Annotated in this window: 18 protein-coding genes; 13 read left to right on the top strand and 5 right to left on the bottom strand. The window is 39.0% G+C overall.

What is annotated here, in order from left to right; all coding sequences use genetic code 11:
* Positions 1 to 44 precede the first annotated feature (44 nt).
* From M5F03_RS09380 to M5F03_RS09410, 7 genes are all read left to right on the top strand, one after another.
* The gene (locus M5F03_RS09380; RefSeq protein WP_180093328.1) at positions 45 to 2,255 is read left to right on the top strand and encodes a carboxy terminal-processing peptidase; all 2,211 of its coding nucleotides are present in this window, start codon (positions 45 to 47) and stop codon (positions 2,253 to 2,255) included.
* 436 nt (positions 2,256 to 2,691) lie between these two features.
* A complete protein-coding gene (locus tag M5F03_RS09385; protein WP_249708137.1) occupies positions 2,692 to 4,758 on the top strand; it encodes a bifunctional diguanylate cyclase/phosphodiesterase in 2,067 nt (688 codons plus the stop codon).
* A gap of 240 nt (positions 4,759 to 4,998) precedes the next feature.
* Complete coding sequence (locus M5F03_RS09390; RefSeq protein ID WP_078192693.1) at positions 4,999 to 6,591, top strand: peptide chain release factor 3; 1,593 nt, start codon at positions 4,999 to 5,001, stop codon at positions 6,589 to 6,591.
* Positions 6,592 to 6,697: 106 nt separating this feature from the next.
* On the top strand, positions 6,698 to 7,525 hold the full coding sequence (locus M5F03_RS09395; RefSeq protein WP_249708138.1) for a hypothetical protein: 828 nt from the start codon (positions 6,698 to 6,700) through the stop codon (positions 7,523 to 7,525).
* 74 nt (positions 7,526 to 7,599) lie between these two features.
* Complete coding sequence (locus M5F03_RS09400; protein ID WP_249708139.1) at positions 7,600 to 8,556, top strand: RsiV family protein; 957 nt, start codon at positions 7,600 to 7,602, stop codon at positions 8,554 to 8,556.
* Positions 8,557 to 8,564: 8 nt separating this feature from the next.
* Positions 8,565 to 9,386: a TatD family hydrolase gene (locus tag M5F03_RS09405; RefSeq protein ID WP_249708140.1), complete on the top strand. Its 822-nt coding sequence runs from the start codon at positions 8,565 to 8,567 to the stop codon at positions 9,384 to 9,386.
* Between the two features lie 151 nt (positions 9,387 to 9,537).
* Complete coding sequence (locus M5F03_RS09410) at positions 9,538 to 10,344, top strand: enoyl-ACP reductase FabI (RefSeq protein WP_078189642.1); 807 nt, start codon at positions 9,538 to 9,540, stop codon at positions 10,342 to 10,344.
* Positions 10,345 to 10,494: 150 nt separating this feature from the next.
* On the opposite strand, the gene secB is transcribed toward M5F03_RS09410, so the two are convergent.
* The 4 genes from secB to rsgA all read right to left on the bottom strand — a co-directional run bounded on the left by secB (position 10,495) and on the right by rsgA (position 12,825).
* Positions 10,495 to 10,950 (bottom strand): protein-export chaperone SecB, encoded by a 456-nt coding sequence (gene secB, locus M5F03_RS09415; RefSeq protein ID WP_078189641.1) that lies wholly within the window; start codon positions 10,948 to 10,950, stop codon positions 10,495 to 10,497.
* Between the two features lie 40 nt (positions 10,951 to 10,990).
* On the bottom strand, positions 10,991 to 11,245 hold the full coding sequence (gene grxC, locus M5F03_RS09420) for a glutaredoxin 3 (RefSeq protein ID WP_078189640.1): 255 nt from the start codon (positions 11,243 to 11,245) through the stop codon (positions 10,991 to 10,993).
* 20 nt (positions 11,246 to 11,265) lie between these two features.
* Positions 11,266 to 11,673, bottom strand: coding sequence for a rhodanese-like domain-containing protein (locus M5F03_RS09425; protein ID WP_078189639.1), 408 nt, complete (start codon positions 11,671 to 11,673; stop codon positions 11,266 to 11,268).
* Between the two features lie 93 nt (positions 11,674 to 11,766).
* Positions 11,767 to 12,825: a ribosome small subunit-dependent GTPase A gene (gene rsgA / locus M5F03_RS09430; RefSeq protein WP_180004539.1), complete on the bottom strand. Its 1,059-nt coding sequence runs from the start codon at positions 12,823 to 12,825 to the stop codon at positions 11,767 to 11,769.
* A gap of 125 nt (positions 12,826 to 12,950) precedes the next feature.
* On the opposite strand from rsgA, the gene orn reads away from it, so the two are divergent.
* Positions 12,951 to 13,508 carry an oligoribonuclease gene (gene orn / locus M5F03_RS09435; protein ID WP_067763591.1) on the top strand — a complete coding sequence of 186 codons (558 nt, stop codon included), beginning with the start codon at positions 12,951 to 12,953 and terminating at the stop codon, positions 13,506 to 13,508.
* 55 nt (positions 13,509 to 13,563) lie between these two features.
* Here the strand turns inward: orn and M5F03_RS09440 are convergent, their stop codons facing one another.
* Positions 13,564 to 14,004 (bottom strand): GNAT family N-acetyltransferase, encoded by a 441-nt coding sequence (locus tag M5F03_RS09440; RefSeq protein ID WP_249708143.1) that lies wholly within the window; start codon positions 14,002 to 14,004, stop codon positions 13,564 to 13,566.
* A 198-nt stretch (positions 14,005 to 14,202) separates the two neighbouring features.
* On the opposite strand from M5F03_RS09440, the gene M5F03_RS09445 reads away from it, so the two are divergent.
* From M5F03_RS09445 to M5F03_RS09465, 5 genes are all read left to right on the top strand, one after another.
* Complete coding sequence (locus M5F03_RS09445) at positions 14,203 to 14,973, top strand: tRNA threonylcarbamoyladenosine dehydratase (RefSeq protein ID WP_078192686.1); 771 nt, start codon at positions 14,203 to 14,205, stop codon at positions 14,971 to 14,973.
* A 115-nt stretch (positions 14,974 to 15,088) separates the two neighbouring features.
* Complete coding sequence (locus tag M5F03_RS09450) at positions 15,089 to 16,903, top strand: tetratricopeptide repeat protein (protein ID WP_249708146.1); 1,815 nt, start codon at positions 15,089 to 15,091, stop codon at positions 16,901 to 16,903.
* A 236-nt stretch (positions 16,904 to 17,139) separates the two neighbouring features.
* Entirely contained in the window at positions 17,140 to 19,758 is a 2,619-nt protein-coding gene (locus M5F03_RS09455) for a type VI secretion system Vgr family protein (protein ID WP_249708148.1), read from the top strand.
* The gene (locus M5F03_RS09460; protein WP_249708151.1) at positions 19,758 to 20,621 is read left to right on the top strand and encodes a hypothetical protein; all 864 of its coding nucleotides are present in this window, start codon (positions 19,758 to 19,760) and stop codon (positions 20,619 to 20,621) included. Before M5F03_RS09455 ends, M5F03_RS09460 begins: the two co-directional genes overlap by 1 nt.
* The gene (locus tag M5F03_RS09465) at positions 20,611 to 23,499 is read left to right on the top strand and encodes a toxin VasX (RefSeq protein WP_249708153.1); all 2,889 of its coding nucleotides are present in this window, start codon (positions 20,611 to 20,613) and stop codon (positions 23,497 to 23,499) included. The genes M5F03_RS09460 and M5F03_RS09465 overlap by 11 nt, the downstream gene beginning before the upstream one ends.
* Positions 23,500 to 23,507 lie beyond the last annotated feature (8 nt).

Raw genomic sequence — 23,507 nt, forward strand, 5'->3', positions numbered from 1 at the left:
ACACGGTAATATTGGTCTTAATACCAAGGAAGTACAAATTATTTATGAAACTTCAAACATTAGCTTGTGCCGTTGCGATTGCGACAGGTGGATTCTTTTTCACTCATGTGGTGAATGACGCAATTGCTGCCAATAATACAGAAGCAGTGAGCGCGGGTACTATTCAACCCACTCAAGAACAAGCCTTGGTCTCACGTCAGCTTGCAACATTGGTAGACCGTCAACACTATTTAAATCAGCGTTTAGATGCCAATACCTCTAATCGTATTTTAGATTTTTATATTGATAGTTTAGATGCTGAACATACGTTGTTCTTGGCATCAGATATTGAAAATTATAAAAAACGTTATGGCTCAACTTTTGGTGCAAATCTCAAAGCGGGCAATTTAACAGGGCCGTATGCGATTCATGCGCAATATCGTGAGCGCTTAAAACAGTTCTACACCTATATGTTGGAAGAGCTGAAAAAGCCACAGAATTTAAATCAACCGAATAACTACATCGAAACCGATCGTGAAAAAGCGCCATTCTTTAAATCGACAGAAGAACAGCGTGCGCATTGGAATAAAATGTTGGTCTCTCAGCTGATCAACTTAACCATCAGCAAAGAAGAAGAGAAAGCCAAACAAAAAGCGTTGAAAGATGACCCAACACTGGCAAATGGTCAAGACTTAACAGGTCCTGAAGACTTAACACCTGTACAGACTTTAACCAAGCGTTATACGCGTCAGTTAGAGCGGATTAGTCGTTTAAAAAGCGATGATGTGCTTGACAAAACTCTGAATGCCATGATGCTGACGTATGATCCGCACAGTAATTACTTTCCACCTGTAGATGCGATGGAATTGAACCGTCAAACCACGCTGCAATTGGAAGGGATTGGGGTATCGATCCGTCCTGAACGTGGTAATGAAGACTACACCAAAATCGAGACGATTGTGGAAGGTGGTCCAGCCAGCAAATCAGGACAAGTCAAGTCAGGTGATCGCATTGTTGGTGTTGCCCAAGATGGCGACAAAATGGTGGATGTGATCGGTTGGCCGAGCAATGAAATTGTCGGACTGATTCGTGGTAAACGTGGCACCAAAGTGACTCTACGTTTATTGGGTGCTGGTGCGTCCATGAATCAAGCGCGAAATGTCACAATTGTACGTGATGTGATTCAAGAAGAAGATGCAGGCGTGCGTTCACGTACCGTTGAAATTGAGCGTGATGGAAAAAAACATAAGTTCGGTGTAATTGAAATTCCATCGTTTTACTTGAACTATCGTGCACGTCGTGCAGGTACAGACTACCGTTCTGTGTCAGAAGATACCAATAAAGCCTTAAAAACTTTAGATGCTCAAAATGTTGAAGGTATCATTATTGACTTGCGTAACAACCCTGGTGGCTCACTTGAAGAAGTGGCACGTATGCTTGGTCAAGTGATTAAATCAGGTCCAGTGGTGCAAATCCGTGATGGCAATGGCAATGTCAGCGTGTTTGAAGATGATGATGGTGGCGCGCAAACTTATGCAGGTCCATTGGCAGTATTGATTAACTTGGCTTCGGCGTCTGCGAGTGAAATTTATTCTGCTGCGATTCAAGACTATGAACGTGGTGTGGTGATTGGTAGCACCACAACGGGTAAAGGAACAGCGCAGGTACAACTTGACTCTTTAGCCTATGGTCAAGCAACCTTAACGCAACGTAAATTTTACCGCGTGACTGGCGGCAGTACCCAAAATAAAGGGGTCGTGCCTGATATTAAGTTGGTTGATATTTACAATGAAGAGTTTGGTGAACGTAAAGCGAAAAATGCTTTACAGTGGGATACCATTCCTACAGCACCGTTTAAACGTGAAGGCTCGATCCAAGCCTATGTTCCCGATTTGATTAAGTCATCTCAGCAACGTGTCAGCATTGATCCGCAATTTAAATATTTAGAGCAACGTACTGCGATTGCGAAAAAGACAGAAGAGCAAAAGCGTGTGGTGCTTGACTTAGCGAAGCGTAAAGCCGAGCTGTTGGCACTAGAGCAAAAGTCTTTGGATGCTGAAAATCAGCGTCGTAAAGTGGTGGGTCAAAAACCTTATGCCAACTGGGAAAGCTACCAAGCGTCTATGGATGCATTGGTGGAGGCACGTGCAAAAATGAAGGCAAACCAACGTCCAGCACTGCCTGAAGAAGAAGTCTTTGTGACGGAAGCGGCAAACGTGCTAATGGACTATGCCAAATTACAAGGCAAAACGCATACAACAACAGCCAAAAAGTAAGTAATTCATCCATAAATAACATTGAGATGATTGCTTGAGTTTTTGACAGAAAAGATGAATTTATCCATTGAGAAATAGCGAGCTACGGCTCGCTATTTTTTTGTGAGTAGGGCGGTGTTCGATTTAAATCTAGAAAGCAATCTATAAATGATTCTAACGTATTCATTTTATTATGATTAGAAACTGTTCTAAAATAATAAACACCTGATGCAATTTTTATCAAAAGTTTAAGTTTTAGTGAACTTCATCAAGCTTTATTTTTTTAAATTAATCAGTTGTTTAAAATCTTGAAAGAAAGACTTGACCATTACCGTAGACTAATAGATTCTAAGAGAAAATAAGTAAGTAATTGAAAATGTAACAAGTTAAAGGGAAGAGATAGATTGGGTAATTCGGTTAAAGAAAGTGCCACGATAACCTAAGCGGAACGCTTGATATGACCCATATTCATTATGATTACAATCTGGTCGTTGGTTCAATCGTAGTTGCATTATTAAGTTGTTACTTAGCTGTTTCACTCGAACAAATGTTGTTTCGTGGAACACGACCAAGATATGAAAATGTCATATTATTATTCAGCGGTGCAATTTTAGGTGCTGCGATTTGGTGCATGCATTTTGTAGGTATGATGGCCAGCCATTTGCCTTCAAATTATAGTTTTGATACCAGTCTGACCCTAACTTCCTATTTTATCGCCTTTGTTGCGTCCACTTTTGCAGTGTGGTTAACCACACGACTGACGCTACCATTTCCTCGTTTAATTTTAGGCTCAGTTTTAATGGGGCTAGGCATTTCCGGAATGCATTACACGGGGATGCTGAGTTTAGACGTTCAGGGTTATGAGCAACGATACGAACCTTTAATTGTTATCTGTTCAATTTTAGTTGCGATCTGTGGTTCGTGTTTGGCATTTTGGCTGACATTTAAAAATAAGTATTCGTCTAAACGTAACATCATGAATGCCTTTGTTGCGGTCATGCTGACTTTTAGCATTGTCGCTATGCATTATATTGGTATGGCAGCTGTTGATTTTGTACCGCTAAACTCGATGGATGTATTGGTTGCGGCTCAAATTAACCATAATTTATTGCTATTTATTGTCTTATTTGTCACCAGTTTATTGTTGATGGCGGCCTTTAGCGTTGCAGTACTTGAGCAACGTTTAGAACATCGCAGTTTGCAATTGATGCGCGCAAATCGAGAACTGGCTAATCAAGCGGTACAGGACAATTTGACCCGTTTACCTAATCGACTATTTTTGGCTGAATATGCACATTTTCTATTTACAGAGCATCGCTTAAGACAAGATAAAATTGCTTTTATTTATATTGATATCGACCGTTTTAAAGCGGTCAATGATGTGTTTGGACACCATGTGGGTGATCAACTACTGATTCAAATTGCTACGCGTATTCACCGTTTAATTAATGATAAAGCCAAATTGCTACGAATCGGTGGGGACGAGTTTCTGATTGTGCTTGAGTCGGCAAGCAATGACTCTGCCACAGCAATGTCTGAAAAAATATTGGAATTGATGCAAGAAAGCTTTTTGATTGCAGGTAAGGAAATTAACATTTCAGGCAGTATTGGTATTGCGATGTACCCTGAACATGGTGCGAACTTACAAGACCTACTGATCAATGCAGACACCGCAATGCTGAGTTCGAAGTATCAGGGGCGTAATACCTATTCATTTTTTAATTATACTGCCGACCAATTTGAAGAAAAAAGTCAGACGAAACTGATCAATGATTTATATAAAGCGGTAGAAGAACAGCAATTTATTTTATTTTATCAGCCAAAATTTAATGCCGTTGATCGTGAAATTTGTGGGGTTGAGGCCTTAATTCGTTGGAATCATCCAACTCTAGATATGCTGACGCCAAATAAGTTCATTAATGGCGCGGAAAAAACTGGACTAATTATTGCCATGGGCTATTGGGCGCTTGAAGAAGCCTGTAAGCAAATTCAGCACTGGGAAAAGCTGAATATGCCGTTGTATCCTATTGCGGTCAATTTATCAGCGATTCAGTTTGAACATAAACACTTATTTAGTACTTTAGAGTCACTTTTTGCACGGTATGAAATTAACCCGTCACATTTAATTATTGAAATTACCGAGTCAACTGCGATGCATCATATCGATGCCAGTATTGTAACTTTTGAACATTTGAGAAAGATGGGGATTAAGGTTGCGATTGATGACTTTGGAACGGGACATTCAAGTTTCTTGTATTTAAAAGAACTGCCTGTAGATGAGTTGAAAATTGACCGTGAATTTATCCGCAATTTGAGCGTCGGTTCTAAAGAAGAAATTATTTTAGAAAGTATTATTCACTTGGCAATTCGACTGGGTTTAACGGTTACTGCAGAAGGTGTAGAGACAGAACAACAAGCAGAAATTTTAAAACGTTTAGGTTGCCAACAGTTGCAGGGATATTTGTTAGGAATGCCGATGCCAGTGGCACAGCTTGAAGAAAGCATGAAAATGAAAGTTGAATAAAGTCCTCGTAGTCTGATCGCATTGCCAATGAGTGAGAAAAAAAGACAGAGAAATGCGTTATATCGTCGATAAAAACAGGTCGTCATCCAATGTAAAACATCAAGACACACCACGCTAAGATTTTGACTCAACCCGATGTGGTTGATTATTTTTAATGGTCAATCTGATACAATATCGCCAATTTTCCATATTGATCAGATCTGATCTTTTGCACTGCGAGTTTTGCAGTAGGTGTCTTTCATGAGTTTTAAAGAAGAATTAGCGACACAGGTCGCTCAGCGACGTACTTTCGCTATTATTTCCCACCCCGATGCCGGTAAAACCACAATGACAGAAAAACTGTTGTTATGGGGACAGGCGATTCAGGTTGCAGGTATGGTAAAAAGCCGTAAATCTGATCGTGCGGCAACGTCTGACTGGATGGAAATGGAAAAAGAACGTGGTATTTCGATCACCACTTCTGTTATGCAGTTCCCGTTTAAAGACAAGATGATTAACTTGCTCGACACCCCAGGGCATGAAGACTTTTCTGAAGATACCTACCGTACATTAACCGCTGTTGACTCTGCGCTTATGGTGATTGATGGTGCAAAAGGTGTCGAAGACCGTACGATCAAATTGATGGAAGTGTGTCGTATGCGCGACACGCCGATTATTTCATTCGTCAACAAAATGGACCGTGAAATTCGTGAGCCATTAGAACTGCTTGATGAAATCGAAAACGTTTTAAAAATTAAATGTGTTCCGATTACTTGGCCACTGGGCACAGGTCGTGACTTTGCCGGTGTATTTAACCTACTCGAAGAAAAATTCTACGTTTATAAGGCAGGTTTCGGTTCAACAATTACGGATATTGAAGTCCGTGATGGCTATGACTATGCAGATTTGCGTGAAAAAGTCGGTGATCTCGCTTGGGCTGCATTTGAAGAGTCGTTGGAATTGGTTCAAATGGCCAACGAGCCCTTAGATCGTGATGAATTTTTGGCAGGTCGCCAAACGCCAGTCTTGTTTGGAACGGCACTCGGTAACTTTGGTGTGGACCATGTTTTGGATGCATTTAGTCAATATGCGCCTGAACCTAAAGCACATCCAACTCAAGACCGTAAAGTTGAAGCGACTGAAGAAGGCTTCACTGGTTTCGTCTTTAAAATTCAAGCCAATATGGATCCAAAACACCGTGACCGTATTGCATTCATGCGTATCTGTTCAGGTAAGTATGAAAAAGGCTTAAAAATGAAACATGTGCGTCTAGGTAAAGATGTGCGTATTAGTGATGCCTTAACGTTCCTTGCCGGTGACCGTCAACACCTTGAAGAAGCATGGCCGGGCGACATTATCGGTTTGCATAACCATGGTACGATTCAAATCGGTGATACCTTCACTTCGGGTGAAGATTTACATTTTACCGGTATTCCTCACTTCGCCCCTGAAATGTTCCGTCGCGTGCGTTTAAAAGATCCTTTGAAGTCAAAACAGCTACAAAAAGGCTTAAAAGAACTTTCAGAAGAAGGGGCTACTCAGGTCTTTATGCCTCAAAACAGTAACGACTTAATCGTGGGTGCTGTGGGTGTGCTTCAGTTTGAAGTTGTGGCTTATCGTCTGAAAGAAGAATACAAAGTGGATTGTATTTATGAGCCTGTAAGTATCAATACCGTACGTTGGGTATCGTGTGATGACGAGAAAAAATTCAACGAATTTAAGAAAAAAGCACACGACCAATTGTCTGTCGATGGCGGTGGTCATTTAACTTATCTTGCACCAAGTCGTGTGAATTTACAGTTAATGCAAGAACGTTATCCGGATATCGTGTTCAGCAATACACGTGAACACTAAGTTGTTCTTTTACAGAAATAAAACAGCTTCTTCGTGAAGCTGTTTTATTTTGTGGTAGAGTTTTTAAATCCATACATTACGCAATCATTTGGTCGTTTAGGACATCATGAAAATATTCAAGGATGCTACAGTTTTTGCACTTTTGGGGAGTGTTTTGCTGCTCAGTGCATGTGATTCAGGAAAAGAAAACAAAGCGACAAAGCCGGCCGATGATGGCGCTTCTGAAGCGGTCGTGATCAATCCAGATGTTTTGCCCTATTTAAATATTCGAGAGCAAGCAGCAAAAATTGCCAAACCGTTTTGTGAAAATAAAAGTTGTATTGATTTAGAGATACAAACCATTCAGACCGTAGATACGTGGTTGAATGGTTGGATTGAAAAAAATCAGGCCAGCGTCGTACAAGATCAGATTGCATTAAAGCAAAATATGAATCTCCAACAAGCCGTCGATGCGTATGTGAAAAAATCAGATGCTTGGCAGGCAGAGTTTAAAACCAATAAAGCCTATGAATTGGCCATGTACACACGAGTTCCTTATCAAAGAAATCAATATGTGTTGCTGCAAATCGGTGTTGATACCAAACAGGAAAATATCACGGTCAAAGAGCGTTATTATTTTTTTGTGGCAGACCGCCGTGCGAAAAAGAATCTTAAACCTTTAGATATTATTGAAGCAAAGCAACAGCAAAATATGGATGCTATTGTGCAACAAGCCTATAGCAAATGGTTAGATGAACAAGAGATAGATGTCAAAAAAACGGCACCGAAAAAACTCTATTGGGGCCAAGCAGATTGGTTCTTTGATCAAGAAGGTATCGGTTTGCATTACCGTACAGATGAAATTGTCAAAGATGGTAAACAATTGGATATTTATCTCAGCAAAGCGCAAACACAACAAGTATTGAAAGCTGACGTTTATCAGCATATGTTCTAATCAACGAAAGTATTTAATTTGATAAGATATTTACCAAAATAAATATCAATTATTCAAAATGAAAGGTTGAAGCAATGGTGCAAAAAAATAAAATTTGGGCAAGCTCAATATTGGCAGTTTCTGTTGCATTCACGGCGTGTCAGCCACAACAAGCTGAACCTGAAAAAAAGCCGGATCAAGCCAAAACTGAACAGCCAGATTTGAGTGCAAAACTGATTGGTGATGCGGAAAAATTACAACTGAATTTACCTGAATGTGATGGCGGGGTCTGTCCTGAAATTTCAGTTGAACGCTTAAACAGTAATCAAGCCTTTATTGATGACTTTATTGATGCGGAAATTCTAAAACAGTTAGGCGAAATTTTATCTGTTTCGCCTTTAGAAGATAAGACGCTGAGCACTGATGCTCCCGCTGCAAGTGGAGTTCCTGCAGCGTCTGAAGCAAAATCTGCTTTGGCAAATGTTGAAACGCCCAAATTAAAATTGGAAAAAGCCACGCAGCCTTATATGCAAGCGTTCTTAAAGTTAGATAAAGAATTGAAATCTTTAAGTGCCAATCAGCAAATCAGTTTGATGATTAAACCTAAAATATTAAATGCTGAAAAACCCTTGGCAACAGTGGTTTTAAATACCAGTTCATATTTAGGTGGAGCGCATGGTTCTTCTGCACAGCAATATTATAACTTCGATTTAAGCACTCAAAAATTGGTGCAGCTCAACGACATATTATTGCCAAATCAACGTGCTGAGCTTGAAAAGCGGGGCTATGAAGTATTTAAAACTTGGGTGAAAGATGCCAAGTTGGCAGACAATATTCAAGAATACGAACAGATTTGGAAATTTAAACTGTCTGATAATTTTTATCTGAGTCAGCAAGGTTTAATTTTGCAATATGCCGAATATGAAATTGGGCCGTATGTGGTGGGTTTACCACGTTTGACCATTCCGTATGATCAATTGCAAAGTGTATTGAAAAAGCAATATCTACCTCCAGTTGAAGCTGTTGAAGCCTCAGCCGCAAAAGCAAATTAATTAGTTCAATGACTTACTCACTGTTTGATACGCATACGCATTTTGATGTTCCCGATTTTGACGCTGATCGGGAACAGTTGGCGTATGCTGCCAAACAAGCGGGTGTCGATGCGTTAGTATTGATTGGTTTTGTACAGTCACGTTTTCACAATTTGCTGCAAACCCAAGAGTTTTTAGCTCGTTTATCCAATGCTCCCAAAAGCTATTTAGCCCCCGGCTTACATCCGTTTTATATTGAGCAACATCGTACAGAACATTTGTTCGATGTGGAACAGCTGCTAAAACAGCATGATTGTGTCGCTATCGGTGAAATAGGTTTAGATACCTTTTTGAAACAGCATAAACAGCCTGAACTTTTTCAAAAGCAGCAGCAGTATTTTTCCGCACAACTTGAGTTAGCACAGCAGTTTGATAAACCAATATTGCTGCATATTCGTAAATCCCATGCGGAGGTGCTTTCGATGTTGAAAAAGCATCAATTTAAGCTCGGTGGTATTGCACATGCATTTAGTGGTGGTGTTGAAGAAGCGAAGGCATTTACCAAGCTAGGTTTTAAAATTGGTGTAACGGGGCAAATCACCAATCCCAATGCAAAAAAATTACATCAAGTGGTTCAGACTTTAGGGGCGGCACATTTGGTCTTAGAAACCGACTGTCCCGATATGACACCCTTATGTTGTCAGCATTCGACGGAAGGGCGTACCCGTAATACGCCGGTCAATTTGCCCTATGTCTTGCAGGGGTTAGCTCAGAGTTTAAATCGTACCGAATCTGAGATTGCAGATATATTATGGACTAATTCATTACAAGCATTGCATCTGGACGCTTAAGCGGCAACAAATATTGACGCCGCTTGATTGAATCTGATTTTATTCGCATCGTGCATGCAATGATGGTTTTCTAAAAAAAGGCGCATTATGCAATTTCTAAAATGCTTTAGACTTGGCATTATGCTGTTAAATTATTTTGAGTGAGTTTCACATGGCACAAGGACTATTGGCTGGCAAACGCTTTTTAATCGCGGGTATTGCAAGTAAGTTATCAATCGCATTTGGTATTGCGCAAGCTTTACATCGCGAAGGTGCAGAACTGGCTTTTACTTATCCAAACGAAAAATTAAAAAAACGTGTAGATGATTTTGCTGAACAATTTGGTTCAACTTTAGTTTTCCCATGTGATGTAGCAGTGGACGCTGAAATTGATACCGCTTTTGCTGAACTTGCTAAACATTGGGATGGTCTAGATGGTGTTGTGCATTCAATTGGTTTTGCACCGGCACATACTTTAGATGGCGATTTCACTGATATTACCGACCGTGAAGGTTTTAAAATTGCTCACGACATCAGCGCATATAGTTTTATTGCGATGGCTCGTGCGGCAAAACCTTTATTGGCTGCACGTCAAGGTTGCTTATTGACGCTGACTTACCAAGGTTCTGAACGCGTAATGCCAAACTATAACGTTATGGGTATGGCAAAAGCGTCACTAGAAGCAGGCGTACGTTATTTGGCAACAAGTCTTGGCGCTGAAGGTATTCGTGTAAATGCGATTTCAGCAGGTCCGATTCGTACCTTAGCGGCTTCAGGGATTAAATCTTTCCGTAAAATGTTAGACCTAAATGAAAAAGTCGCACCGCTTAAACGCAATGTCACCATTGAAGATGTCGGTAATGCAGCATTGTTCCTTTGCTCACCTTGGGCAAATGGTATTACAGGTGAAATTCTGTATGTTGATGCTGGCTTTAATACTGTAGGTATGAGCGCTGATCTAATGGCAGATGCCGAGTAATTTGCTCCTCCCTTTTTAAAAGGGAGGGTGGGAGGGATTTTGTTAAGTAGAAGTAAATCCCCCTCATTCCCCCTTTTAGTAAAGGGGGAAGCTAAAAGGCAATAAAAAAGACCGCTAAAAGCGGTCTTTTTTATATCTGAGATCAAGTAATTAAGCTTGGCCTTCAGCAGCAGTTTGCGCACGTTGCAAATTCGCTTCGAATTCAGCATCGAAGTTAATTGGTGTAAGCAATAATTGTGGGAAGCTGCCTTTAGTAACCATATCGTTCACAGCTTCACGTAGGAATGGGAACAAGATATTTGGGCAGTAAGCACCAAGAATGTAAGGAAGACGTTCTTCTTCAACGCTATCGATTAGGAAGATACCTGCTTGAGTAACGTCAACGATAAATGCAGTGTCACCCGCATTGTTCGCTTGAACGACAACTTTCAGTGAAACTTCGAAGTGTGTTGGATCAACTTTTTCTGCAGAAGAAGAAAGGTTGATATTTAGTTCAGGCTGCCATTCTTTAGTAAATACTTGAGCCCCAGGTACTTCGAAAGAAATATCTTTAGTATAAATACGCTCTAATGCCAATTGTGGTTGAGCTTGTTGTTCTTCACTCATTGTTTATTCCTTAATATGAGGTGACGATTTATGTTTAAAATTAAGATAGCATGCCGTCGAGTTTGCCTTCACGCTCTAAAGCATAAAGTTGGTCAAAACCGCCAATAAACTGATCATTAATAAAAATTTGAGGAACGGTACGGTGGTTGGTGCGTTGCATCAATTCAACACGTACTTCAGGCGCTTCATTTGATAAATTAATTTCTTTATAAGCCACGCCTTTACGCTCTAGGAGCTGTTTTGCACGAATGCAGTAAGGACATACAGTTGTTGAATAAATCGTAACTTCAGCCATGTTAATCTCCTAAGAAGCGCTTATTTGCTTTTAACTAGAGGTAAGCCTTGAGCTTTCCAGTTGCTAATGCCGCCGTCTAAACGGTATGCATCTGCATGACCGACTTGTTGCAATGCAGAACCTGCCACTTGACCAAGGTTACATACAAAAACCAACGGGCGATCAGAAGTTTTTAACTCTTCAATGTGTTTTGTAATTTGGCTATATGGAATATTACGGCTACCGCTAATATGACCTTCGCGGAAGTCTTTCGCATCACGTAAGTCAATCAATTGAGCATTTTTAGCTTTAACTAAAATCCCTAAAGATTGAGGTGAAATTTTGCGACCATTACGCTGGCCTTCAAGAATAAAGAACAGCACGACCAATACAGCCAGCGTTCCAAATAAGAAGGGGTGATTCCCCATAAATTCGAACCAACGTTCCACAATTCACCTAACTACAATTTTAAATTGCCAAGAGTATAGCCCATAAATATGGTGATCAAAATCACCCCTTCAAGGGCATGAACAGAATAAAAATTAATTTTTTTGCTGCGCTTCCGTGATTTCGTCGATCAGACGTAAATAACTGTCTAATCGGCGCGGTAAAATTTCGCCATTTTGAGCCGCCATTCTAAGCGCACATTGCTTTTCATGTTTATGCGTACAGTTACGGAACTGGCAATAGCCCAAATGTGACTCGATCTCAGGGAAACCTTGCTGAACTTTTTCCAATTCTAAGTGCCATAAACCAAATTCACGGATTCCTGGTGAATCAATCAATGCAGAACCTTCACCAAACGCAATTAAGCGCGTAGAGGTGGTGGTGTGCTGACCGAGCGCGGAGTTTTCCGAAATAATATTGGTTTTTTGTGCAGCATCCGGAACAATGGCATTAATTAAAGTGCTCTTACCAACCCCAGACTGACCTACAAATGCGACAGTTTCACCAGAAAGTCGAGCAGAAAGTGCGCTTAAGTCACCATCGGATTGGGTTTGCATGACCTCATAGCCCAAGTCACGATATTCTTGTAATAGCGTTAAGATCGGATCGTTGTCTTTAAGTAAGTCTGATTTATTTAAGACCAATAAGGCTGGAATATCAGCATCTGCACAGGCCACCAAATAGCGGTCAATCAGGCCAGGTGCTGGCTCAGGAAGCGGTGCAAATACAATCACAATCAGGCTGACATTGGCTGCGACAGGTTTCACTTTGTGATAACGGTCAGGGCGTGTCAGTAAAGATTGGCGTGGATGAATCGCGGTAATAATCCCTAAACCTGTGATCGGGTCAGCTTGCCATTTGACACGGTCACCCGTCACCAATAATTCGAGATTGGTACGGGTATGGCAGCGCCAAACACTGCCTAATTCGATGGGTTTCCAATGTGGTTCAGGTTCACCAGCTTGCACAATAGGTTTTTCAGGATGTTGGTCGGGTGTAGACAGCGCTTGAACTTCAAGTTGACGACCATAATGTTGGACGACCAAGCCTTCCAAATCTGCAGAAGTATCGATTTCTTCCTGACGAGATTTATGTTGCTTCTGAATGCGACGTTGCTGCTGTTCAGTCAGTCGGCGCTTACGAATTAAAGCCATTCATATCCTAAAAAACCGTGAAAACTAGATGGCAAAAATAGCATGAAAGCAGGGTCTATTTACAGCGCAAGCCCAATAAATTTGCTACTATGTTCATTTTTACAGCCTAATAAGATTGCACATTTATGAGCAGCACACCTGATACACGCCTGATTTGGATTGACCTTGAAATGACAGGTCTAGATACAGATAACGACCAGATTATTGAAGTTGCAACAATTGTGACGGATGATAATTTAAATATTCTGGCGGAAGGGCCTGTGCTTGCGGTACATCAGTCTGATCGTGTGCTCAATGCAATGGATGAGTGGAACACTCGCCAACATGGTCAATCAGGTCTGATCGAACGTGTACGTCGTAGTAAATTGACAGCACAAGATGCTGAACAGCAAACTTTAGAATTTTTGAAAAAATGGGTGAATCCAAAATCATCACCGATGTGCGGTAACTCAATTTGCCAAGATCGTCGTTTCTTGCATCGTTTGATGCCTGAAATGGAACAATACTTCCACTACCGTAATCTCGATGTATCATCAGTGAAAGAATTGGCGAAACGCTGGCGCCCAGAGATTATGGGTGGCTTGAAGAAAAATGCCTCGCATTTAGCAATGGATGATATCCGTGACTCGATTGCAGAGCTTAAATACTACCGTGAATATTTCTTTATTATGAATAAAGACTAAGGTTGTAAGATCGAAAAAGAGGCGAAAGCCTCTTTTTTTATCCGAGATATTTTCTCTATCGTTGATAGATGTTGGCTTGATGAATTTCGAGAAAACTTGCAGGCTGAGCCAAATCAGTAAAGCCAAATTGACGATATAGGCCATGTGCATCCGCCGTTGCAAGCAACATGCGTCTTAGATCTGCAGCGCCACATTTTTCAAATAAAGCACTCACAATTAATTTTGAATAGCCTTTGCCTCGATGCTCATCGGCGACATAAATATCGGCTAAATAAGCAAAAGTTGCATAATCCGTAATAGCACGACCAAAACCGATGAGTTCATCATCGAGAAGTAAGGCCACGGCCAAAGAGTTTTCAATCGCTTTTTTCACCACATGTTTTGGAATATCTTTTGACCAATAGGTATGGCTTAAAAAGCGATGCACGGTGTCTAAATCTATTTCATTTTTGTCATCGGTAATTTTTAAATTATTTGGCAGAGGATGGATGTTCATGGCAATACACACTTGATTTTTTGATCTATGGTTATATTTTTAAAGCAGACCTCCGTTCGCTGTAAATGTTTATTTTGATGGATTTAGACCTGATGCGAATGCCGCTCTGTTGCGCTGACTGCTGAATTGCGTTTTATCAAAGAAAATAAGTAGCGAATTTGCTAAAATGGCGGCTCATTTAACACAGCCTCCAAACCTATGACTGAACTGCTCCAAGATGATGAATATGACCGCCGTTTTGCTGGCGTAGCCAAAATATATAGTGATGAAAGTTTTCATCATTATGAAAAAAGTCATGTCATGGTGATTGGGATTGGTGGTGTAGGCTCATGGGCGGTCGAAGCTTTAGCGCGTACTGGTATTGGTGAGCTGACCTTGGTCGATATGGATGTCGTTGCTGCATCGAATATTAATCGACAATTGCCTGCCATGAGCACGACACTGGGACATGAAAAAATTGAAGTGATGGCAGAGCGCTGCCGTGCGATTAATCCCCGAATCAAAATAAATTTAATTGATGATTATCTCACACCTGAAAATGTGAAAGAAATATTAGCCGGCAATCCCGATTTAATTTTAGATTGTATTGATGACGTGAAAGCGAAATTCGCCCTCATGTTACATTGTCGTTTTAATAAAATTCCGTTGATTGTCTCGGGTGGTGCAGGCGGTAAACTCGATCCATTAAAAATTCGTGTGGCGGATTTATCTAAAACTGAGCAAGACCCGATGTTAGCGAAATTGCGTACACAATTACGCGGCAAAGGCATTTGTAAAAAGCCGAAAGAAAAGTTTGGGATTACCTGTGTTTATTCGATTGATAATCCATTTTCCAGTGCTGATGTTTGTCCAAGTGCAGGTTTACGTTGTGGTGGATATGGTTCAGCAGTAGTGGTGACGTCCAGCTTTGCGATGGTGGCTGTGTCAGAGGTGCTCAAAAAACTTGATGCAAAACGAGCAAAAGCATGACAGCTATCTCATTTTGAAAAAAATAAAGCACCGAATTCGGTGCTTTTTTTGTATATAGAATTAAAATCAGACACAATGTTGGAATAATTAAAATATTGATTTTTTTGGGGCGAGTATGTGGTTTTTACTGATACTAATTTTGGGGATGGGAGCACTTGCGTTTTGGATGTGGAAAAGACCCGATCCAGTGAAACGCGATCAGGCTAAAGCGGTTGGGCATGACTTGTGGATAGACCAATTAGATGCGCAGCTGAAATTCGCAGAACGTTTAATGCTTGATGCACCAACCGACTATGCGCGTGCCTATGAGTTGTATCAAAATTTGGCCAAACAGCATGAAATTCCACAGGCCTATGTCGCTATGGGACAGATGCATTTACAAGGCTTAGGCAGAGAAGTCAGTGTGGAAAATGCGCTGGCTCTATTGGAAAAAGCCAATAGTTTAGGCAGCGATGATGCTGCATATGTGTTGGGACAAGTTGAAGAAGGTATCTATGGCGGTGTACCCAATCTTGAAAAAGCGCAGTATTGGTATCGACATGCGATTTCACGCGGTCATTTGGATGCGCAATATCGACTCGCCGAATTAAACCCAGAAGATCAGACACATGCCGAGCAGCAACATTTAGATTTGTTGCAAAAAAATGCGGACAATGGACATGCCAATTCACAGTATCAATTGGCACAGTTCTATTTAAACCAAGCCACGCCAAATATTGCTCTGGGATTGGAATATTTACTGAAAGCTGCCCAACAAGACCATATGGCGGCTATTCAGCAATTGCAGCAGTTCTATGCGCAAGGAAAGTATCTTGCGCAAAATGATGAAAAGTCATTGCAATATTTAAAGCGAGGATTGCTACTCGGGCACCAGCAGCAGTTGTATGAATATTATCAAGCAGTATTGATGGGTAAAATCGACGTCGATCAGCGTCAGCGGGTTTATCATGATCTTTTGCAGCAGGCCAAAGAGCACAAAGTTGCTGCAGCCAGCCGATTATTAGGCATTGCACATTTTCATGGTTGGTACTTGGAGAAGCAGGAAACTTTAGGTTTTCGCTTTCTAACCGAAGCTGCTCAACTTAAAGATGCTGAAGCGATTAGTCTTATTGCAGCACTGTATTTTGAAAAGTATTTGGTTCGTGATGATCCGCAAAAAGCATTTGAGTTATATCAAACAGCGTATCAATTCAAACCATTATTCATTAACCAAGTCGGTTTGGCACTATGCTACCTACATGGGGTCGGTGTTGAGCGAAATATCAAGCAAGCACAGCAACTTTTAATTGAAGCTGCTAGGCATTTAAATGATATGTCCATTACTTGTGTCGCAGATCAAAACTATGTGATTGGACGGTTTTATGCATTGCCAGAATATCCTTTAGCACATCGTGATCACTGTTTGAGTTATCTGGAAAAAGCTGCAGAACAAGGTTCGCAGGATGCTGCTTGGTATCTCTATCGTTTAGCTGTGGAAAATATCTTGCCTGATCTACAATTTGATGATGCTCAAAGCCAGCGAGTATTGTTGAAGGCGGCAAAATTAGGCCATCCTGATGCACTCACGCAACTGGGTCTGGTTAATTTAAAAGGACAATGGGGAACACAAGATTTCCAACAAGCGTTGCAGTATTTCTCGCAAGCGGCAGCATTGGGAAATGTGACTGCCTTGTACCAGCTTGGTGAAATGTCAGAACATGGTTTAGGTGTACAGCAAGATTTAACCCTAGCGCATAGCTATTATGCACAAGCGGCTCAGGGGATGAATGCTGCGGCGTTAACGCGATTGGGCTATTTATATATTCATGGCATGGGCGTAGAGCGTGATCTTAAAATTGCACAGCAATATTTGGAAAAAGCGGCCTCGCAAGGCTATGTCGAAGCACAAGAACAATTGGAGAATATTCACGCATTTTTAAATACCAATTAATCGTGATGCAAGGCAGTAAGGTGGTATGAAGAGACCTGAAGTTTAGTTTGATGGTCTCTATATTTTTTTAATGCAGAAATAAATAGAGTAAAAATAACATAAAGAATTGATGTGGAAATTTGAATTTTTACTTACATAAAACCCAACAAAGCAGGCAGTTTATGCCTAGAAAAATATGAGTTTTTTTGATTAAATACCCCGCATATTTTATAAAAATCTGATTTTAGATAATAACGATGCTGAACAATATTTATTCTGCACTTGAGAAATTGGGCATTAGTCCACAAAAACGTGCCTTGCATATTCAATTTTCCAATACCACGCTGAATGAACAAGTATTCTTGCAACGTATTGATGGGGAACATGCCTTAAGTGAAGGTTTGAATGTTCAGCTCATCTGTCTCTCAACTTCTGCCACCTTAGAACTCAAACAATTTATTGGTACACAAGTCGCAATCGATCAGGTAACCGATGCGGGTCAACTTTTTCGTATTACCGGGATCATTACAGAAGCATTTCAAGGCCAAAGTGATGGTGCATTAACGCTATATAAGTTGACCTTAGAAGATGCAACGGCATTGTGGCATAAGCGTCGTAATAGCCGTGTGTTTATGAATAAATCGGTCAAAGATGTGGTCGAGATTATTTTTAAAGAATGGCAAAAAAAGAGCCCACTTTTTGCAGCGAGCTTAAGTTTGGACTTAAGTGGCTTAAAAAAAGAGTATGACGTTCGACCATTCATGATGCAAAGTAATGAAACCGACTATGATTTTATTACTCGCTTACTACGCAGTGAAGGCATTCATTGGTTGGTTGATGAAGCTCAATCTTTTGTAACATCGTCTGCGGCACCCATCGCAGCCCAAAAGCTACGTTTGATTGATGATAATAGTCAATATCAAGCTTTGGAGCGACGTAATATCCGTTTTCATCGCAGTAGTGCGACTGAAAAAAATGACAGTATGACCAGTTTTATCGGTCAGCGCAGTCTGCAGCCGACGTCGGTACATGTGCAGCGGTGGCAGGCAGATGTGCTTGAACAGGACGAGGGGGGTGGTGCAGTACAAAGCAAGCACCTACATAGTCAAAATCAAGATAATGCGAGCTTAAGCTTAGAGCAGGCATGGCATGTGAGCCCTGCATGGATACAAGATCTGAATGGTGAAGATGCTGCAACTGCCTCTAATAGTGCTCAAGTTGAACGTCTCAATCAAAATTTTAGTGATTATTATGCGGCTCAAGCCAAACAATTTATTGCTAAAAGTACCGTGCGTGATACACAAGTTGGTTATTGGTTCAAATTGGATGAGCATCCAGAGATTGACCAGCATCGTGGTGCCGATCAAGAGTTTTTGATTTTATCTAAGTCTTTTTATAACCAAAATAATTTACCCAAAGACTTAACCGATCAAGTTACACAACTGATCCATCAAAGTCAGTGGCAAGTCAAACAAAGCGATGCGGATGAACGCCAAGCCAATACCTTGGCTTTGCAACGTCGAAATATTACGACCGTTCCTGAATTTAATCCACTTACACATCGACCAGTAACACATCCACAGCGTGCCAAAGTTGTGGGGCCTGCCGGTGAAGAAATCCATGTTGATGAATGGGGAAGGATAAAAGTCCGTTTCCTATTTACCCGTTCAGATGATCATGGTCATGATGGCGGTGCAGGTGCGAACAATAATGACACAGACTCGGCTTGGGTTGATGTGGTGACCCCGTGGGCCGGCGAAGGTTATGGCGCACGCTTCTTACCTCGAATTGGTGAAATAGTTGTCGTTGATTTCTTTGATGGCAACATTGACCGACCTTTTGTCGTGGGTCGTATTCATGAAGCGCAGCGTAGTCCCACTAAATTTGACAATAAAGGACAATTACCCGATACCAAAAAACTTGCGGGAATTCGTTCTAAAGAAGTGGCGGGAGAGGGTTTTGGTCAATTACGCTTTGATGACACCACGGGGCAAATTAGTACACAGCTGCAAAGTAGTCATGGTGCGAGCCAACTGAACCTCGGTAAGCTCAGTCATCCAAAAGATAAAGCAGAAAGTGAAGATCGGGGTGAAGGTTTTGAGCTTCGGACCGATCAATGGGGGGCGATTCGGGCTGGACAAGGCTTATTGGTGTCGACTTATAAACAAGATGAGGCGAAAGGTGAGCACTTAAATGCAAATGAAGCCAAAAGCCAAATTGAAAGTTCCTTAAAGAGCTCTAAGGCCTTAAGTGAAGTTGCCAAGAATCAGCAGACAGACCTACTGGAAGTTTTGGAAGGGCTTCAAGCGTTTATCGAAGTTTTAAGTCAAAAAGATGAGAAAAAAGCAGCAGAATTTAAGTCTGCGATCATGGTGTTGGCTTCCCCCAATTCGATTGCTTTAAGCAGTAATGAAGACATCCATGTGTCAGCAGATGGTCAGATTAGTCATACAGCAAGCGATAGCATTAACATCTCCACACAAAAGTCTTTAATTGGGCATGCAAGCTCTAAGATCAGTCTATTTGCAGCGCAGGAAGGCGCACGGATGTATGCAGGTAAGGGTAAAATAGAAATTCAAGCACAAATTGATGGAATTGATCTGATTGCTCGGAAAGGCATTCAGATTATTTCAACAGAAGATACTGTTTATATTACCAGTCCGAAAGAGATTAATTTAACTGCGGGTGGTTCACAAGTGAAAATTAATGGTTCAGGCATATTTCCAACCACAGGTGCGAAGTTTGAAAGTAAGGCAGGACAGCATAAATTTATTCCTGGAAAAAAGGTGAATAATGAAGTACCGCAACTTCCGATATGCGAGATGCGTATTGCTAGTGCTGCTGCGAAAGGAGATGCTTTGGTGGAGTTAGCATAATGTATTTTTATCATAATAAAGTTCATGAAACTATAGAATATGATTATGCGATCGTAGATCCTAATTTAAATGCAGATTATTTCTATGAAATAGAAGATAAGCTTATTTCTTTAGCCCCAAATTATGCAAATAAGAATATGAAAGTTTTTCCTTACTTGTTGAGATTAAATCGCGTAGATCAATCTTTAATATCAGAGATATTTAAACAAGATAAGAAAAACTTACGACAAGGAAAGAATACATTTTTACCTTTTATATTTAAAAGTATACCAACGAGGGAGCCAGATATAGTCGAGCACCTTAAAAAAAAATTAGTTTATGAGTTGAATGGCCGATTTTTTTTATATCGTTTTTTTGATCCGAAAATTTGGATTCAATTAAATTATTTTAAATCGTCAGACTTTATTGAGCTAAATAAATATTTTAAAAATATAAGATTGAATATTTATGATTCATATTGTTTTTTTAATGAGTATTTAGGTGAAAAGGATGAGTATGATTGTTCAATTGATTATGAACTTTTGATTAAAATAAATATTTGTAATAATTTCTTGAGTTTGATTCAGTTTAAACCTTATAGTATTTCTGATTATTATAAAAAAATTGTAGAGGTTTATAACTCTATTAATTTAATAGAGCATATGGAAATTGAAAAAACAAATGATAAAGTAGCTATTTTGTATCATATGGAACTTCTTGGAAAAAACTATATATATTCTGATTTTTTTGAAAAATTGCTAATTAGTAAAAAAGGCTATGAACAAGCAAGTAAATTAATTGAAAATTTAATGTGGCAAGATTTTTTTATAAAAAATAATATTTTCGATGAAGAGTTGAAAAATAAGGTGATGTATGGCTATTAATGATCTAAATTGTAACTTTTGCAAGAGAGATGAAGGTTTAAGAGTATTTCTAACGAGACCTCTTTTAATTAAAGGTAAATCAGATATATCTTCATTTGGAAGTAACGAAGATGATCCAGCTTATATCAAAATTGAAAAATATTATCATAATATAGTTGAACGCTATTCAGGAGGAAGTGTATTAGAAAATCTAAAAAATGATGTTCAAAGAGATACTGAGACTAGTAGTTTAGAAGGTTTAGAGGAAACAGAAAGAGATTATAATAATTTTAGAAATTTTGAGTACGACAAATATTCAATTTCTGAAAATTTTTGTTTTACACAAACTTTGTTGCGAACGGGTTTTATTTATGTGTATTATCCTAAAAACAAGATGTTAGAAGAGTATTATATTTCTAAAAATGGTTTTATTAAAAAAATTAATAAAAATGAAAGTCTGTCTGCTACAGAAGAGCCTTGTACTCAATGGCATCACAGATTAAATGCTTTAACAATTACGATACTTAAACCACAAGATCATCCAATCGTTTATTTAACTTTTTCAGATGTAAGATGGACTAATGATATAAAAGAACGTAAAGTTCATAATTCTAATTTTTATGAAAAATTGCAAAGTTTTTCTCCTCAGAAATGGGTAACAGGAGAAGATATGCAAAAATTATTACCAATATCAGCAGATACTATTAATGTGATAGAAGATGCACTACTAGAGAATATAAGTAGAGAGGACAAAAAAAGTTTTAGTATTAGGCCTTCGATATTAGGAACTGCAAAAATACCTTCAAATAAGCCTAAAAATTTAATACCGAAATATTTAGCAGATTCTTTAACTTTTAAAGATAATTTGAACTCAGTAAATAATGGTTTTATTCAAGCATTAGATCGATTAGGTACAGTTACATTAACAACTTCTAATGATAGTTATGTAAATTTAGAAGATCCTCGAGTTTTTCATAAATTAAATGAAGATGAGCGAAATTTTTTACTTGAGAACCCTTCTGATTTAAGAGCTTATAATGGTTTAATATTTTGCTTAGATGACCCTATTGGTAATGCAATGGATGCCGGTAAATATGTTACAGACTTTTATGCTGAAGCAGTTGAAAGCTCAGAATTTTTTTCTGATATAGAAAGAACAGCTATACAAGTTAATAATTTAAGAAAACAGATTCAGCATATTAACTTAATTGAAGAGCAGTATAAAAGGCAAGCAGATTTAGATAACTCAAAAGCTTGGGGAATATTTGGAAGGGGGGTAGCTGGTGCTACGAATCCGCAAGCTTTAGAATATTATGATAATGAGATGGAGAATATTAGTCCTGAAAAGCTAAAAGAACTAAATAAAAAAGCTTTCAAAAAATTTGACGATTGTATTGATCATCACTTATTAGATAGTGCTCTACTTTCTGCTCAGACAAAAGATATATTGATTTATACATCAGCAAAAGAATTTGAACAAAATTATATCAATATTTTAACTTCAGATATATTTAAAAAAGTTTTTAAAAATTTTTTTGATGAAAGTGATTTAGAAAGTAATATTGATTATGTTAATATCGTTTCGTTAGTTGTGAATGGAATTTCTGTAAGTTCAAATCTTGTGAATTTTGTGGAGGAAAATTATTTAAATAAAGAAATTTCTGATGAAAATTTTATTTTAAATGGTTTGGTAGCAAACAATAATGAAATCAAGAAAATAATATCTAATCCTGTAGGGTTTGCTACACTCTATTTACCAGCCTTAACAGACTCAATTAATAAATTTATTGGTGAACTCAATACTCCAAGACTTAATATTTTATATGATTCATTGGGACAATCTTTTGTTTCACTACAAGCTGCCATTACAAAAATTAAACCGGGAAATTCGATTGCAGTGGATAAATATAGAAGAGAAATTATTTTATTAAACAGTTGGGGAACTAAATTAGGGGATGGGGGAAAAAAGATATATACCTATAGAGGTTCAGCTGAAAATCTACAAAGAGGAATTGCACATTTGGTGCATGAGATGGCATTACAAAGTGGCAATAAGCGTGCTATAGAGAATATCGAGCAAGCACTTAATAATAATGCTTCAGGAATTTCTAAAAAAATATCGGAATTTTCTGATTTAAAAGGGACTATTTCAGTTGATTTTGTACTGAACTCTAACTCAAATATTCCTTTTAATATCACTACAAATAAAGACTTAAGTCGTGCATTGGTAGAACAATTCGAAGTAGCTTTGAATAATGATGCACTCAATTTTTCACAAAATCATTTTCAAGCTTTTTTAGGGATTACAAGTGGTATATTTCAAACATTATTTATTAAATCTAGTTATGAAGGATTTATAAAAGATCCAAAAAGCGCAGAATATATATCGAAATTCTTTGGTGGAGTCGCATCAATTGGTTATGCAGTAACTGATGGTGTTTATAAAATTTCAAGTACACTTGCGTCGGCTAATGCATTACGTACAGGAAGCGCTTATACGCAAAACGAAGTGATGAAAAGGCTTTTTAGCGCAAAAGGAAATAAATATGCAGTTTTAATAACCACATATATGACTACAGGAGTTGATGCTTTTAAGGGGATAAAAAGCATTATAGTTGATAGAGAGCGAAATTTAGATACTTTTACAAGTACTGGTGGAAATGCGCTGATGCTAGTTGCGACTCATATCATGTTCAGGGGTACCAATCAGATGAAAGCTTTGGCAATTGTAATGTTTTCTATTGGTCTCGGTGTTTTATATTGGAATGCTAAAATCAAAGAAAGTAGCCTCCAGCAGTGGCTTCGATTATCTTTTGTTGGTAATAGAGAAGGATTAAAAGGCGTTCCTTATACATCTTATGCACAGCAACAGAAAGATTTCTCTAAAGTATTTTCATAAGGATTGAT

Origin of the sequence: Acinetobacter amyesii (assembly GCF_023499985.1) — a bacterium.
GTDB classification, from domain to species: domain Bacteria; phylum Pseudomonadota; class Gammaproteobacteria; order Pseudomonadales; family Moraxellaceae; genus Acinetobacter; species Acinetobacter amyesii.

What these genes read in the sequence shown, in the direction of transcription:
- M5F03_RS09455 (WP_249708148.1), top strand. Translation starts at nt 17,140, where the DNA reads ATGCTGAACAATATTTATTCTGCACTTGAGAAATTGGGCATTAGTCCA.
- M5F03_RS09395 (WP_249708138.1), top strand. Translation starts at nt 6,698, where the DNA reads ATGAAAATATTCAAGGATGCTACAGTTTTTGCACTTTTGGGGAGTGTT.
- rsgA (WP_180004539.1), bottom strand. Translation starts at nt 12,825, where the DNA reads ATGGCTTTAATTCGTAAGCGCCGACTGACTGAACAGCAGCAACGTCGC.
- secB (WP_078189641.1), bottom strand. Translation starts at nt 10,950, where the DNA reads ATGAGTGAAGAACAACAAGCTCAACCACAATTGGCATTAGAGCGTATT.
- M5F03_RS09460 (WP_249708151.1), top strand. Translation starts at nt 19,758, where the DNA reads ATGTATTTTTATCATAATAAAGTTCATGAAACTATAGAATATGATTAT.
- M5F03_RS09440 (WP_249708143.1), bottom strand. Translation starts at nt 14,004, where the DNA reads ATGAACATCCATCCTCTGCCAAATAATTTAAAAATTACCGATGACAAA.
- M5F03_RS09445 (WP_078192686.1), top strand. Translation starts at nt 14,203, where the DNA reads ATGACTGAACTGCTCCAAGATGATGAATATGACCGCCGTTTTGCTGGC.
- M5F03_RS09450 (WP_249708146.1), top strand. Translation starts at nt 15,089, where the DNA reads ATGTGGTTTTTACTGATACTAATTTTGGGGATGGGAGCACTTGCGTTT.
- M5F03_RS09410 (WP_078189642.1), top strand. Translation starts at nt 9,538, where the DNA reads ATGGCACAAGGACTATTGGCTGGCAAACGCTTTTTAATCGCGGGTATT.
- M5F03_RS09390 (WP_078192693.1), top strand. Translation starts at nt 4,999, where the DNA reads ATGAGTTTTAAAGAAGAATTAGCGACACAGGTCGCTCAGCGACGTACT.
- M5F03_RS09405 (WP_249708140.1), top strand. Translation starts at nt 8,565, where the DNA reads ATGACTTACTCACTGTTTGATACGCATACGCATTTTGATGTTCCCGAT.
- M5F03_RS09380 (WP_180093328.1), top strand. Translation starts at nt 45, where the DNA reads ATGAAACTTCAAACATTAGCTTGTGCCGTTGCGATTGCGACAGGTGGA.
- M5F03_RS09385 (WP_249708137.1), top strand. Translation starts at nt 2,692, where the DNA reads ATGACCCATATTCATTATGATTACAATCTGGTCGTTGGTTCAATCGTA.
- orn (WP_067763591.1), top strand. Translation starts at nt 12,951, where the DNA reads ATGAGCAGCACACCTGATACACGCCTGATTTGGATTGACCTTGAAATG.
- M5F03_RS09400 (WP_249708139.1), top strand. Translation starts at nt 7,600, where the DNA reads ATGGTGCAAAAAAATAAAATTTGGGCAAGCTCAATATTGGCAGTTTCT.
- grxC (WP_078189640.1), bottom strand. Translation starts at nt 11,245, where the DNA reads ATGGCTGAAGTTACGATTTATTCAACAACTGTATGTCCTTACTGCATT.
- M5F03_RS09465 (WP_249708153.1), top strand. Translation starts at nt 20,611, where the DNA reads ATGGCTATTAATGATCTAAATTGTAACTTTTGCAAGAGAGATGAAGGT.